At 55.5% G+C, this 14,435-nt stretch carries 10 protein-coding genes; all 10 read right to left on the bottom strand.

All coding sequences use genetic code 11. The annotated features are described in order from the left end of the window. Window positions 1-42 precede the first annotated feature (42 nt). The gene (gene icmF / locus ACI7RC_RS03595; protein WP_408106862.1) at window positions 43-3,300 is read right to left on the bottom strand and encodes a fused isobutyryl-CoA mutase/GTPase IcmF; all 3,258 of its coding nucleotides are present in this window, start codon (window positions 3,298-3,300) and stop codon (window positions 43-45) included. A 25-nt stretch (window positions 3,301-3,325) separates the two neighbouring features. Beyond that, entirely contained in the window at window positions 3,326-3,961 is a 636-nt protein-coding gene (locus ACI7RC_RS03590) for a TetR/AcrR family transcriptional regulator (protein ID WP_408106861.1), read from the bottom strand. Between the two features lie 104 nt (window positions 3,962-4,065). After that, the gene (gene meaB, locus ACI7RC_RS03585) at window positions 4,066-5,031 is read right to left on the bottom strand and encodes a methylmalonyl Co-A mutase-associated GTPase MeaB (RefSeq protein WP_408106860.1); all 966 of its coding nucleotides are present in this window, start codon (window positions 5,029-5,031) and stop codon (window positions 4,066-4,068) included. Between the two features lie 14 nt (window positions 5,032-5,045). Continuing rightward, entirely contained in the window at window positions 5,046-6,188 is a 1,143-nt protein-coding gene (locus ACI7RC_RS03580) for an acyl-CoA dehydrogenase (RefSeq protein WP_408106859.1), read from the bottom strand. A 21-nt stretch (window positions 6,189-6,209) separates the two neighbouring features. After that, entirely contained in the window at window positions 6,210-7,349 is a 1,140-nt protein-coding gene (locus ACI7RC_RS03575) for an acyl-CoA dehydrogenase (RefSeq protein ID WP_408106858.1), read from the bottom strand. A 40-nt stretch (window positions 7,350-7,389) separates the two neighbouring features. Next, a complete protein-coding gene (locus ACI7RC_RS03570) occupies window positions 7,390-8,241 on the bottom strand; it encodes a 3-hydroxybutyryl-CoA dehydrogenase (RefSeq protein WP_408106857.1) in 852 nt (283 codons plus the stop codon). Window positions 8,242-8,254: 13 nt separating this feature from the next. Beyond that, the gene (locus ACI7RC_RS03565; protein WP_408106856.1) at window positions 8,255-9,436 is read right to left on the bottom strand and encodes an acetyl-CoA C-acetyltransferase; all 1,182 of its coding nucleotides are present in this window, start codon (window positions 9,434-9,436) and stop codon (window positions 8,255-8,257) included. 216 nt (window positions 9,437-9,652) lie between these two features. Next, entirely contained in the window at window positions 9,653-11,734 is a 2,082-nt protein-coding gene (locus tag ACI7RC_RS03560) for a (Fe-S)-binding protein (protein WP_408106855.1), read from the bottom strand. Window positions 11,735-11,949: 215 nt separating this feature from the next. Further along, window positions 11,950-12,906, bottom strand: a complete 957-nt coding sequence (locus tag ACI7RC_RS03555) for an S-layer homology domain-containing protein (protein ID WP_408106854.1) — start codon at window positions 12,904-12,906, stop codon at window positions 11,950-11,952. 160 nt (window positions 12,907-13,066) lie between these two features. After that, window positions 13,067-14,410: a lysine 2,3-aminomutase gene (gene kamA / locus ACI7RC_RS03550; RefSeq protein WP_408106853.1), complete on the bottom strand. Its 1,344-nt coding sequence runs from the start codon at window positions 14,408-14,410 to the stop codon at window positions 13,067-13,069. Window positions 14,411-14,435: the final 25 nt, after the last annotated feature.

The following is a 14,435-nucleotide window of genomic DNA, read 5'->3' as shown; positions in this document are numbered from 1 at the left end:
AGCAGGCGGACCCGGGAATTCAGTCAACGCAACAGGCGATGTTTACATGTTGCGGCGATATTGGCCGCCCACCTCATACAAGGCAGCGCTAATCTGTCCCAAAGATGCCACTTTTACCGTCTCCATGAGTTCGGCGAAGATATTGCCGCCAGATACCGCGACTTCCTTCAACCGGGCCAGGGCACGCGGGGCTTCCTCGCTATGGTGCTGCCAAAAAGCGCGGAGATTGCGGATTTGATGTTCTTTTTCCTCCTCGCTGGCCCGAGCCAGTTCAATCTCGTAATCCTCTTCCGAAGCGTTGGGGTTGAGGAAGGTGTTCACGCCGACGATCGGCAGCTCCCCGGTGTGCTTCTTCATCTCGTAGTACATCGACTCATCCTGGATCTTGCCGCGCTGGTACTGCGTTTCCATCGCTCCGAGAACCCCGCCGCGGGCGCTGATCCGCTCAAACTCCTGAAGGACAGCTTCTTCTACCAGGTCAGTCAGTTCCTCGATGATAAAGGAGCCCTGCAGCGGGTTCTCGTTTTTCGCCAAGCCCAGCTCTTTATTGATGATCATCTGAATCGCCATGGCCCGGCGGACGGAATTTTCCGTCGGCGTCGTGATCGCTTCATCGTAGGCGTTGGTATGGAGAGAATTGCAGTTGTCATAGATCGCGATCAACGCTTGCAGGGTGGTGCGGATGTCGTTAAAGTCCATTTCCTGGGCGTGCAGCGAACGGCCCGACGTCTGAATGTGGTACTTCAGCTTTTGGCTCCGCTCATTGGCTCCGTACCTTTGCTTCATGGCTACCGCCCAGATCCTTCGCGCGACCCGACCGATCACCGTGTATTCAGGGTCCAGCCCATTCGAGAAGAAGAAGGACAGATTGGGAGCGAAATCGTCGATGTTCATGCCGCGGCTGAGGTAGTATTCCACATAGGTAAAGCCGTTGGCGAGCGTAAACGCAAGCTGGGTGATCGGATTGGCGCCCGCTTCCGCGATATGATATCCGGAAATGGAGACAGAGTAGTAATTTCTCACCTTGTGGTCGATGAAGTACTGCTGGATGTCTCCCATCATGCGCAGGGCAAACTCCGTCGAAAAAATACAGGTATTCTGTCCCTGGTCTTCTTTTAAAATGTCCGCCTGCACGGTGCCGCGAACAGTGGACAGCGTATACGCCTTGATGCGCTCCAACTCTTCCGGATTCGGCTGGCGCCCTTCCTGTTCGACAAATTTTTCTACCTGCTGATCGATCGCCGTGTTCATAAACATCGCCAGGATCATCGGGGCAGGACCATTGATCGTCATCGAGACAGACGTCGACGGCGAACACAGGTCAAAGCCCGCATAGAGTTTCTTCATATCGTCAAGGGTACAGATGCTGACGCCGCTCGTTCCCACCTTCCCGTAGTTGTCCGGTTTGTGGGAAGGGTCTTCGCCGTATAAGGTAACACTGTCAAATGCCGTACTGAGCCGCTTAGCATCGTCATTTTGCGACAAAAAGTGAAAGCGTCTGTTGGTCCGCTCCGGTGTGCCTTCGCCGGCAAACTGGCGGCGAGGGTCCTCTCCTTCCCGTTTGAACGGGAATACCCCGGCCGTAAAGGGAAACAATCCGGGAGCATTTTCCTTCAGCGACCATTTGACGATCTCTCCCCAATCGCTGAAGCCCGGCAATACCACCTTCGGGATGCGAAGTCCCGACAACGATTCGGTATACAGCTTTGTCACGATCTCCTTGTCGCGGATTTTGGTGACGAACTCGTCCCGATTGTACGACTCCTTCAACTTGGGCCACTTTTCTAAAATTTCCTTGCACTCCGGATGAAGCTTTGCTTCAAACAACGCGATCTGCCGATCGAGAAGAGCGGTGAGATCAGGTACTCCCTCTCCGGTTTCCCCGGATGCCAGCAAGGTCTCTTTGGCCCCGTTCAGCTGGAACAGCTTGCGCGCAAGATTCGACTGCTCTTCCGCAAACTGACGATAGCTGCGAAGTGTGTCGGCGATTTCCTGCAGATAGTTGACACGATTCGCCGGAATAAGCGATGACTTGTGTACGCGAACCGGGGTCGGGTCAAGGTGGTCTGTCTGCCAATCGACCCCCGTCTTCTGAGCGACCGCTCGCATCAGGGCCGCAAAAAGAACATTGGTGCCCGGATCGTGAAATTGGTTGGCAATCGTCCCGTACACGGGAATCTGATCGTCCGGCAGTTCGAATGCGTTGTGGTTGCGCCGGTATGCCTTTTTCACCTCTCTGAGTGCGTCTTCAGAGCCTTTTCGGTCAAATTTGTTGATCACGACGAGATCTGCGAAGTCCAGCATGTCGATTTTCTCCAGTTGGGACGGCGCCCCGAATTCGCTGGTCATCACGTACACGCCTACGTCGGATACTTCCGTGATCTGGGCATCTCCCTGGCCGATGCCGCTGGTTTCTACAATGATCATGTCAAAATCTGCCGCCTTGACCACCCGAAGCGCATCGGCGAGCGCCGCAGACAGCTCCGAACCGGATTTGCGGGTAGCGAGACTGCGCATGTAGACCCGGGGCGAATTGATCGCATTCATCCGAATGCGGTCGCCGAGCAGCGCCCCGCCTGTTTTTTGTTTGGACGGGTCGATCGAGAGGATCGCCACGGTTTTTTCCGGATAGGCATGGATAAATCGCCGCACCAATTCGTCCGTCAGGGAACTTTTGCCGGCGCCGCCTGTTCCGGTGATGCCGACGACCGGGACAGTTCGCTTGGGCTGCGGCAGTTTTTCGGCGACCGGCGCGAATACCGCCGGATCATCCACCGCATACTCTGCAACCGTAATCATCCGGGCAATGGCCTGGTGGCACTGTTCCTGCAGCTGTGCCAGCTCTTCCCCGGCCTGGCGTACGGTAGGAAAATCCGTTTGCCTGAGCATCTCGTTGATCATCCCCTGCAGCCCCATTTTGCGGCCGTCATCGGGAGAGAATATTTTACTCACGCCGTACGCTTCCAATTCACGGATCTCCCGCGGGACAATCACTCCGCCTCCGCCGCCGAAGACGCGAATATGACTCGCCCCCCGCTCCTTCAACAAGTCGATCATGTATTTGAAATATTCGACATGTCCGCCTTGATACGAGCTGATGGCAATCCCCTGCACATCTTCCTGTATCGCCGCCGTCACGACTTCCTCTACCGAGCGGTTGTGGCCCAGGTGAACCACCTCCGCACCGGATGACTGCAAAATCCGCCGCATGATATTAATAGAGGCGTCGTGACCATCGTATAAACTGGCAGCCGTCACAAAGCGAATCTTGTTCTTCGGGCGATACACTTCCGTCTCCATCCCTTTTTGCCTCCTTCTTTCCGCTTTACGTTTGCTTGCCGCTGATCTCCCGCAAAAGCAGCGCCGTCTGTTTTTCCGTATACTCTTCCAGCGAGTAATCCCGCTTCAGCGTCCAGCGGCGGAACACCCACATCTCACCCAGCACCATGATGTTGTGGGCCATCAATTTTACTTGTTTTTCGTCAATGCCAATCGAACCGTCGGCAATTCCTTTGCGCAGAATCTCTTCAAAGATTCCTGTTATCTCTTCTTCTCTGCCGAGTACGTAGCGCATCGTCTCTCCCGGAAGCGACTTGGTCTCCTGATAGATCAGCAGTACCCTGTCGCTCATCTGTTCCATCACGCGAAAGAAGCTGCGCAGTGCCAGTTTTAGCACCTTGAGTCCTGTGCCCTGAAACGTGATCGCTTCCCGCAAGCGGTTTTCCACTTCGGCGTGAATCGCATCACAGACGAGGTAGAGCACATCTTCCTTTGATTCAATGTATTCGTATAGCGTGCCAATGCTGAAGCCGGATGCCCGGGCGATCTCCCGGGTAGTCGTTTTATGAAATCCCTTGCGAATGAACAAATCGACAGCCGCTTCGACAATTTGGTCGCGCCGCTTTTCAATCAACTTCGGATCTTTCACCAGGGACGGTATTGTTTTTCTTCGATTAGACATCTGGATACACCTCGCGAACTGACTGAGCGTTTAGTCAGGCAAATTAATAAGGAAAGCGTCTCTTTCGCTCTATTATACGCCGGAAAGAGCGCTGCCCTCAATCTCTATTTGTCCCTCGGTGCACCTTTCTCTCCTCGAAACAAGGTTTCAGCGATCAACTCGGCAGTGCTGTACGGATCCCTGCGGCGCTCCTCCACATCGGCCAGTTGATCGGCAAAACAGCCTTCCTGTGCTGCTTGCAGCATCTGCTGATAGACGTTGTGGCTCACGATCTCCAACACCTCTTCGCGGAGGTGAGCGGCACGCCGCCTCTCCCAATCGCCGCTTTCATGCAGAAACTGCTGGTGTCGTTCGACTGCCGCCCACAGATCAGCCATTCCCTGTTGTTTGGTAGAAATCGTCCTCACGACAGGGGGGCGCCACGGTGCATCATGCTTTGCCAAATCGAGCATCTGCTCCACTTCGACTTGCAGCTTGTCGGTACCGGGCAGGTCAGCCTTGTTGATCACAAACAGGTCGGCTATTTCCATGATGCCGGCTTTGAACGCCTGTACGCTGTCGCCGCCGCCGGGATTGAGAACGACGATAGTCGAATCGGCGATGTTCATCACATCCAGCTCCGATTGGCCGACACCCACCGTCTCGATCAGGATGACGTCGCATCCGTACGCGTCGAGCACTCGCACCGCATCCTTCGTATTCCGGGATAATCCGCCCAGGCTGCCGCGCGTCCCCATGCTGCGGATAAATACCCCTGGATCCAGGGCGTGATTTTGCATCCGCACCCGATCGCCGAGCAGGGCTCCGCCCGTAAACGGGCTGGTCGGATCCACCGCGACGATCCCGAGCGAGAGTCCCTCGGCCCGCAGGAAATAGACCAGCGCATCCACCAGCGAGCTTTTTCCCGCCCCCGGGGTGCCCGTAATCCCGATCAATTTGGCACGGCCTGTGTGCGGGAAGATCTCCCGCAGCATTTGCATCCGTTCCGGATAGTCCTGTTCGATGCAGGTAATGGCGCGGGCCGCTCCCCGCACGTCACCGGCCAGTACCCGCTTTGTAATCTCCAGCATTGCACAATCCCACGCTATTCTTTAAGAAGGTAGTTGCTGATCACGACGCGTTGTATTTCGTTGGTTCCTTCGTAGATCTGGGTAATTTTGGCGTCCCGCATAAAGCGTTCCACGGGGTATTCCCTGGTGTAGCCGTATCCGCCAAAGACTTGTACGGCTTCAATCGTAACCTCCATCGCCGTGTCGCCGGCGAACAGCTTCGACATGGCGGAAGCCTTGCCGTACGGCAGACCTTGATCTTCCAGCCACGCTGCCTGATACGTGAGCAGCCTGGCCGCTTCGATCTTCGTCGCCATCTCTGCCAGCTTGAACTGGATGGCCTGCAGCGAAGCGATCGGCTTGCCGAACTGGTGGCGCTCCTTGGCGTAGGCCAGCGCGTGCTCATAAGCCCCCTGTGCGATCCCCAGCGCTTGTGCGGCAATTCCGTTGCGCCCGCCATCAAGCGTCATCATCGCGATTTTAAAGCCTTCCCCTTCCGTCCCCAGGCGATTTTCCGCCGGAATCCGGGCGTTTTCAAAAATGACTTCCAGTGTTGGCGAGGAGCGGATTCCAAGCTTTTTCTCCTTTTTCCCCATGCTGAAGCCGGGTGTGCCCTTTTCCACGATAAAAGCGGTAATCCCTTTGTGCTTCAGCGTCGGGTCGGTCACCGCAAAGACGATGTAGATTTCTGCATCCCCGCCGTTGGTGATAAAGATTTTATTGCCGTTCAAGACGTAATGGTCTCCGTCTTTTACCGCCGTCGTCCGCATTCCCGCCGAGTCAGACCCGGAGCCTGGCTCCGTCAGACAGTAAGCACCCAGCTTTTTGCCTTCTGCCAACGGCCGCAGGAACTTCTGTTTTTGTTCCTCCGTCCCGAACTTGAAAATCGGCCAGCTGGCCAGCGAGACGTGGGCAGACAGCGTAACGCCGATGGAAGCGTCGACCCGGGACAGCTCCTCTACAGCCAAAACGTAGCTCATATAATCGGCGCCTGCACCGCCGTACTCTTCCGGCCACGGTATGCCTGTAAGCCCCAACTCGGCCATCTCTTCGAATATCGCCCGGTCGAAGCGCTCCTCTTCATCGCGCTCGGCAGCGGTTGGCGCAACCTTGGTTTCGGCAAAATCGCGCACCATTTTGCGAATCATCTCTTGCTCTTCGGTTAAACGAAAGTCCATCTCTTCTCACCCCTGTTCTATTTACGAAAGCAAGTGCTTGGCTATCACCAGGTGTTGAATTTCATTCGTTCCCTCGTAGATCTGCGTGACTTTCGCATCCCGGAACAGGCGCTCTACCGGATACTCGCGCGTGTAACCGTATCCGCCAAAGACCTGGATCGCTTCCGTGGTCACCTTCATCGCTGCGTCAGAGGCGAACAGCTTGGCCATGGAAGCTTCTTTGCCGCAGGACAGCTTCTCGTTGCAAAGGAAGGCGGCGCGATAAACCAGTTGGCGTGCTGCCTCTGTCATCGTCGCCATGTCTGCCAGCTTGAAGGCGATGGCCTGCTGTGCAGCGATGGGCCGGCCAAATTGCTGTCGCTCTTTGGCATAGCGGCGGGCATGCTCCACAGCCGCTTCCGCTATCCCCAGCGCCTGGGCGGCGATGCCGATGCGCCCGACGTCCAGGTTGGCCATGGCGATGACAAATCCGTCTCCTTCTCGTCCCAGCAAGTTTTTCGCCGGTACGGAAGCGTTGTCAAAAATCAGTTCCGTCGTGTTGGAGCCGCGCAGCCCCATTTTCTTTTCCTTTTTTCCGACATGCAGACCTTTTGTGTCTTTTTCGACAATAAACGCCGATATTCCTTTTGGCCCCTTTTGCGGATCCGTAACGGCAAAGGTGATGTACGTATCTGCCTCGCCGCCGTTGGTAATGAACACCTTGCTTCCGTTAAGCACGTATTCATCCCCTTTGCGGACAGCCGATGTGCGGATGCTTTTGGCGTCCGAGCCTGAATGCGACTCGGTCAGAGCGAAGGCGCCAAGATATTTTCCTTGTGCCAGCTTAGGAAGGAATCGCTGCTTCTGCTCCTCGGTGCCAAAATGCAAGATCGGATTGGTGCCGACAGAGGTGTGGACGGATAAAATAACGCCTGCGGTGGCGCTGACTTTGGAGATCTCGTGGATCGCCAAGATGTATGAAATGTAGTCTGCGCCTGCTCCGCCCCATTTTTCCGGTACCGGAATGCCCATGATGCCGGCTTCCCCCATCTTTTGGACGATTTGACGGGGAAATTCATCATTTTCTTCCATGAGAGGGACGATGGGAGCAATTCCCTTTTGGGCAAAGCTGCGGACCATCTTGCGCATCATCTCTTGTTCCGCTGTCAGGCGGAGGTCCATAATACTCCTCCCTTTCCCAAAATGACCTCAATTTTACCTGTCAATCATACACGTAAAAACCCCGGCCGCTCTTCTTGCCGAGCCAACCTGCCTTCACGTATTTTCGCAGCAGCGGGCAAGGACGGTACTTGGAGTCGCCAAACCCTTCGTACAGCACCTCCATGATGTACAAGCACGTGTCCAGTCCGATAAAATCGGCCAGCGTGAGCGGTCCCATCGGGTGATTCATGCCCAGCTTCATTACCTCGTCGATCGCTTCAGGACTGGCGACCCCCTCATAGACGCAGTAGATCGCTTCGTTGATCATCGGCATCAGCACGCGATTGGAGACGAACCCGGGGAAATCATTGACGCTGACCGGAACCTTCCCCATCTGCTTGGCCAGGGTCTCCACCAGCGTGTAGACTTCCTCTGCTGTCTGCAGCCCGCGAATCACTTCGACCAGCTTCATGACTGGAACCGGGTTCATGAAGTGCATCCCGATTACTTTTTCCGGGCGATTGGTTACGGCGGCGATCTCCGTGATCGGCAGGGAGGAGGTGTTGCTCGCCAGCACCGCATGCGGCGGACAAATCTCGTCCAGTTGACGAAAGATTTCCGTTTTGACCGCCATATTTTCCGTGACAGCTTCTATGACGATATCCACCTCTTTGGCGTCCGCCAAATCCGTCGAAAGGGATATCCGAGACAGGATCAGCTCCTTGTCGTCTGCCGACATTTTTTGCTTTTCAACACTGCGCGCCAGGTTCTTGCTGATCGTACCCAATCCCCGTTCCGCATACTCACGCTGCGCATCGTGCAGCAGCACTTCTATACCCGCCTGAGCCGCCACCTGGGCAATCCCGCTGCCCATCTGGCCTGCCCCCACTACCATCAATTTGCTAACATTCACCCAAGACCCCTCCTCATTCATCTACACGCAGCAGCACCGCGTCACCCTGGGCCGCACCGCTGCAAATGGCAGCGATCCCCAGCCCTCCGCCGCGCCTGCGAAGCTCGTAGGCCAAAGTCATGATAATCCGGGCGCCGCTTGCGCCAATTGGATGTCCAATTGCGATCGCACCGCCGTTTACGTTTACCTTTTCCTCGTCCCAGCCGACCATCTTGCCGCTGGTCAACGTGACGGCGGCAAACGCCTCGTTCACTTCAAACAAGTCTATCTGCCGGAGATTCAGCCCGGATTTTTGCAGCAGTTTTTGAATCGCCAGCGCGGGCGTTATGGCGATGTAGGGCGCTTCAGCCCCGACTGCCGCATGGCCGAGAATCGTCGCCAGTGGTTTTTTGCCGAGGCGGGCGGCCGTTTCTTCACTGGTGATCACCATCGCTGCCGCTCCGTCGTTGATGCCCGGCGCGTTGCCCGCGGTGATCGTTCCGTCCTGCAGATAGACAGGCGGAAGCTTCGCCAGCCCTTCGAGGGAAGTGTCCGGGCGGAGAGCCTCGTCTTGGGAGACGAGCAGCGGCTCGCCTTTTTTCCGGGGAACCTCCACCGGGACGATCTCCTCGGCGAAAAGACCGTTGACTGCGGCCTTGGACGCCCTCATCTGGCTGCGGTACGCCCAGGCGTCCTGCTGCTGCCTGGTAATGCCGTACTCTCGGGCCACATTGCTGCCGTGTACAGCCATCGGCACGCCGTCAAACGGGCAGGTTAGCCCGTCAAACATCATCAGGTCGACAGCTTGACTGTCGCCCATGCGCATGCCGTACCGCGCTCCCGGCAATGCATAGGGGGCATTGCTCATGCTCTCCATGCCTCCCGCTACGATCACCTCGCCATCCCCGGCACGGATGATCTGATCCGCCAGCGTCACGGCCCTCATGCCGGAGGCGCATACCTTATTGATCGTTTGGCTGGACACGTTCCACGGCAGTCCCGCTTTGCGGGCTGCCTGCCGGGATGGAACCTGGCCCGCCCCTGCCTGAACGACCATACCCATGATCACTTCATCTGCCTGTTCGCCGGTGATTCCTGCCCGTTTTACCGCCTCCCTGATCACGACAGAGCCGAGTTCCACAGCACTAAGGTTCTTTAACGCACCGCCAAATTTGCCAAACGGAGTTCGGACAGCACTTATGATGACTGATCTCACGCCATTTCCCTCCTTACAGGGCAGGCAAATACGCCCAATCTGATCGAGCGGTCGCTCATCTATACTTTTATTTTGACCTCATTATCTGAATTAGTCAACAAATCGAAATTGACTGCCGCCTAAAAATGTGCCCATTTGTTCCAGCGAAGGGGCAGTCAGACCGCTGACCGCTCCCTTTCCGCTGGTTCCGTTCCTTTTCTCCGGCAGCTTTGGCCGTCAGATCGCGTCGGCGAGGATCTCGGCGATATCTCTCGCTTTGACTTCAGCCTCTTTTTCCTTCATCTTGATGCCGTCGTTCATCATCGTCAAACAGTACGGGCAGGCACTGGCGATCTGTGTCGGCTCCACCTCGAGAGCCTGTTCCGTACGGGCGACGTTGACGCGGGTGCCCTCTGTTTCCTCCATCCACATCATGCCGCCGCCGGCGCCGCAGCACATGCTGTCGCAGCCGCTTCGCTTCATCTCTACAATCTCTACGCCAGGGATGGCCGCGAGGATTTGCCGCGGTTTGTCATATATCTCGTTGTAGCGTCCCAAATAGCAGGAGTCGTGGTAGGTGATCCGTTCTTTTACCTCTTTGGCCGGGGACAGCCTGCCCTCTTTCAGCCATTGCTCCAGCAGTTCGGAGTGATGATAGACTTCCGCCTTCAAGCCGAATTCGGGATATTCGTTTTTGAACGTATTGAAAGCGTGCGGGTCACACGTGACGATCTTCTTCACGCCGTACGCTTCGAACAGCGCGATGTTCTCCTGGGCCAGCTGCTGGAATAAAAACTCGTTTCCGATGCGGCGGGCCGTATCCCCGGAGTTCTTTTCCTCATTGCCGAGGATCGCGAAGGAGATGCCCGCTTCGTGCATCAGCTTGACGAATGCGTGGGTGATTTTGATGCTGCGGTTGTCGTACGAACCCATCGCCCCGACCCAGAACAGGTATTCAAATTCATCCGTGTCCTTTACCGTCGGCACTGGATACGCTTCGCCCAACCCTTCGATCCACTTGGTCCGGTCTTTGCGGTTGATGCCCCACGGATTGCCCTGCCGCTCGATGTTGTTCAAGGCGCGCTGGGCCTCAGCGGGGACGCTTCCTTCCGTCATCACCAGATAGCGGCGCATGTCAATGATTTTGTCTACGTGCTCGTTCATGACCGGGCACTGATCTTCACAGTTGCGGCAGGTCGTACAGGCCCACAGCTCCTGCTCGGTAATCACGTCGCCGATCAGATTGGTCGTGTACTCCGGTGCTTTGGCCGCCGCTCCTTCTGCGGCTGCAGCAGCTTCGTTCGCCTGCATGGCCAGTTGATTGGCGGCAGCGTCCGGGAAGGCAAAGCTGGGCATCCACGGTGTGCGGGAAGTTACAACCGCCCCCTTTTCCGTCAGGTGGTCGCGCATTTTGACGATCAGATCCATCGGCGACAACAGCTTGCCCGTTCCGGAAGCAGGACACATGCTGGTGCAGCGGCCGCACTCGACACAAGCGTACAAATCGATCAGCTGCACCTGGGTAAAGTCCTCGATCTTGCCCACGCCAAAGACTTCCTGGGTCTCGTCCTCGAAGTCGATTGACGACAGCTTGCCGGGCGGATCGAGCTTTTTAAACCAGGTGTTGACGGGAGCGAACAGCAGGTGGGCGTGCTTGGACTGCGGGACGTAGACGGCGAAAGAGAGCAGGATCAACAAATGGGCCCACCAAAACACGTAGAACAAAGCCGCAGCCGCTGTCGTGCCGATCCCCGAAAAGACAATCGCGATCAGCGACGAGATGGGAGCGTAACCGGACGGCTCATGGCCCAGCCAGATCTGTTCGAAGCCGAGCGAAAGCAGCACGGAGGCCATCAGCGTAGAAATAAAGATCAGGACCAGGCCCGCTTTAAATCCTCGCTTCAGCCGCTTCAGCTTTTCGACGTAGCGGCGGTAGTAGGCATAAGCCACCGCTGCCAGGATCAGAAAGGTGGTGATCTCCTGCATCAGGCTGAAGTATTTGTGAGCGCTGCCAAAAGGGAGCTCGAAGCCGCGGACCAAACCCTTGATGATCAGCTCCAGCGCTCCGAACTGCAAAATGATAAATCCGTAAAACATGACGACATGCATAATTCCGCTCTTCGTGTCTTTTAACAGCTTCTTCTGCAAAAAGACGTTTTGCAGAATCAGATTGAGCCGGGTGCCAAAATCGTCCTTGATATCGGCCTTCTTCCCTAGCTTGATGAACAAGTAGCGGCTGTAGACAACATGGGCAATCAGGTAAAGCCCGTACGCCAATACCAGGAAAAACGCAATGAGATTCAATAAGGACAGCTCCAATTCTCTCAACTCCTGTTCTCTTTATCCTCCGTATTTTTTATATTATCAGAACTATTTAAAAAAATGAACGAGTATTCATTGCGGGTGATCCGCGTTTTACCTACTGAGCGTTCACTCAGTTTCTAATTTAATTTGAATATATCACAAGATCAGTACGGGAGGCCATAATGAAAAAAGGGCCAAAAAGGCCCGAGCGGCGGAAGCGCCTGTTATTTCTATTTTACGGATGGATCCGTTGTACTAACCTGGGGCGTCGCCGACACGCTTGCCGAGGGGTCGAGCACCGGCTGATAATTGGCGGGGATGTAAGCTTCCGCTTTGGGTTCGGTGATCATCTCCCCATTCATGCTGCCGGGGGCCGGGTCGCCGAGGGAGTAGCTGATGATCGCCTGTCCGTCCTCGGTAAAGCGAATCGCGTCAACCTTGATGCTGTAGCCGGTCGTCGGCTTCTGGCCGCGCGACAGCACAACCTTGTTTACCTCCTCAGTCACTTTCTCGACAGTTAAGCTTACCTCTCCCGAGGGAGACGGTTTTTCCGTCAAAGACTCCTTCAGTTGGAGCGCATTGTACACCCAGAGGCTGGCCTCTCCTCGGGTCAGCTCGCGCTTCGGGTAAAATTTGTTGTCCTCGCCTGGCGTCATGATCTTATACAGAACCAGCCGCTGTATCCTGCCGCTGTAGCTCGGATCGATCTCATCACCGTCTGCAAATACGACCAACATCATCACATGTACAATTGGGACATCACCCTTCAACTCCAATGCTTGAATCAGCAGATCGGCAAATTGCTCGCGGGTGATGGTGCTGTTCGGGTCGATGTCCTCGGGAATCTCAAGCCCGTTTACCTTGGCACTGATAAACGCCTCTGCATACCACGCGTCATTGGGTACCTTCGTAAAGAAATCGGATGCTGCGGGAGCTTTTATAAAGCTGACGGCAGCGAGATTCAAATCGAACGCCTTGACGAGCAATTGGATGCTCTCTGCGTAGGTGATCTTCTCCTGCGGCACAAAATGCCCGGCGCCTACACCGTTGACGATGCCCCGTTCCGCTAAAGACGTGATCGGCCCTTGCTGTTCGGGGGTCAGATCGGTAAAGGCGAATGCTGAACTGACGGATAAACTGGATATTAACGCTGCCGTCGTGATGACGGAAAGGATTTGTTTTTTCATCTCTGCACCTTGCCTTTCTTCAATTTCAATCCATATTTTCAATTTTTCTCTATACCTCCGGAGTTACTTTTTTGACGAAAGAAGGTGCTGAACCGTTTCAGAAAATAAACAAACAGCACGCCTTGATTTCAAGACATGCTGCTTTCGCACAGGCAAACGATCACTTGGCCGCAGTTTCTTTTGGCTCCTGTTTCTTTTCCGCCTGTTCCCGGCGTACATCTGCCAGGGACTTCACTTTGGTCGCTTTGATCCGTTCATTGCGAGCAAGTCCGGCTGGCTCCAGATTGTTCGCCTCATCCTTCATCAGGGCGGCGATGCCGACTGCTTTTCCTTTTGCAGCCTGACAGTACTCGCAATTTTCTTCATCGTGGGCGTGGTAGTTTTTCGGTTCCGGATAAGAGGTGATTACCCCTTCAAAGTTGCGCAAAACGACTTTGTCTGACGACTGGGAAATGATGTAGTTGGGTGCAACCGGGATTTTCCCGCCGCCATGCGGTGCGTCTACGACGAACGTCGGAACGGCGTAACCGGAAGTGTGCCCGCGAAGGTGCTCCATAATCTCGATCCCCTTGCTGACAGGCGCACGGAAGTGACCGATTCCTTCCGACAGGTCGCACTGGTAAATGTAGTACGGGCGAACCCGGATCTTCACCAGTTCGTGCATCAGTTTTTTCATGGTGTGCGGACAGTCGTTGATTCCGGCCAGAATGACCGATTGATTGCCCAGCGGCACCCCGGCGTTGGCCAGCATCTCACAGGCTTTGGCTGCTTCTTCCGTTATCTCGCGCGGATGGTTGAAGTGAGTGTTCAACCAAACCGGGTGGTATTTTTTCAGGATGTTGCAGAGGTTTTCCGTAATCCGCTGCGGGAATACGACGGGAGCCCTCGTGCCGATGCGGATAATCTCCACGTGCGGGATTGCCCGCAGGTTGCTGAGGATGTACTCCAGAATGCGGTCGTTAATGAGCAGCCCGTCTCCCCCTGAGAGCAGCACGTCCCGCACTTCCGGAGTATTGCGAATGTATTCGATGCAGGCATCCAACTGCTTCTTGGGCACGCCCATCCCGATCTGACCGGAAAACCGGCGGCGCGTGCAGTACCGGCAGTACATCGAGCACTGGTTGGTCACCAAAAACAACACGCGGTCAGGATAGCGGTGAGTCAAGCCGGGAACCGGCGAGTCATCATCCTCGTGGAGCGGGTCTTCCATATCGTATCTGGTCCGGATCATCTCCTGGGACAGCGGAACCGACTGCATTCTCACCGGGTCGTTGGGATCATCCGGATCCATCAGCAGAGCGTAATAGGGGGTGATATTAAGGGGTATCGTCTGGTTGGAGATACCCACGCCTTTTTCTTCGTCAGGAGTCAGGTTGATTACCTGCTTCAAGTCTTCTACAGTTTTGACCGTATGGGTTAATTGCCACATCCAATCGTTCCACTGTTCCTCCGTTACATCTTTCCACAATTCAACCGAGCGCCAATCACGCATGACTGTTGCCATCCACAATCCACTCCTTTTTCCGTTC

The sequence above is a fragment of the Brevibacillus sp. B_LB10_24 genome (assembly GCF_046036945.1).
In the GTDB taxonomy this organism is placed as follows: Bacteria; Bacillota; Bacilli; order Brevibacillales; family Brevibacillaceae; genus Brevibacillus_C.
The sequence above is the reverse complement of the archived record's forward strand: the minus strand, read 5'-3'. Positions and strand labels throughout refer to the sequence as shown.

Excerpts from the sequence above, each read along its gene's own strand:
- icmF (WP_408106862.1), bottom strand. The coding sequence starts at position 3,300 with ATGGAGACGGAAGTGTATCGCCCGAAGAACAAGATTCGCTTTGTGACG.
- ACI7RC_RS03590 (WP_408106861.1), bottom strand. The coding sequence starts at position 3,961 with ATGTCTAATCGAAGAAAAACAATACCGTCCCTGGTGAAAGATCCGAAG.
- meaB (WP_408106860.1), bottom strand. The coding sequence starts at position 5,031 with ATGCTGGAGATTACAAAGCGGGTACTGGCCGGTGACGTGCGGGGAGCG.
- ACI7RC_RS03580 (WP_408106859.1), bottom strand. The coding sequence starts at position 6,188 with ATGGACTTTCGTTTAACCGAAGAGCAAGAGATGATTCGCAAAATGGTG.
- ACI7RC_RS03575 (WP_408106858.1), bottom strand. The coding sequence starts at position 7,349 with ATGGACCTCCGCCTGACAGCGGAACAAGAGATGATGCGCAAGATGGTC.
- ACI7RC_RS03555 (WP_408106854.1), bottom strand. The coding sequence starts at position 12,906 with ATGAAAAAACAAATCCTTTCCGTCATCACGACGGCAGCGTTAATATCC.
- kamA (WP_408106853.1), bottom strand. The coding sequence starts at position 14,410 with ATGGCAACAGTCATGCGTGATTGGCGCTCGGTTGAATTGTGGAAAGAT.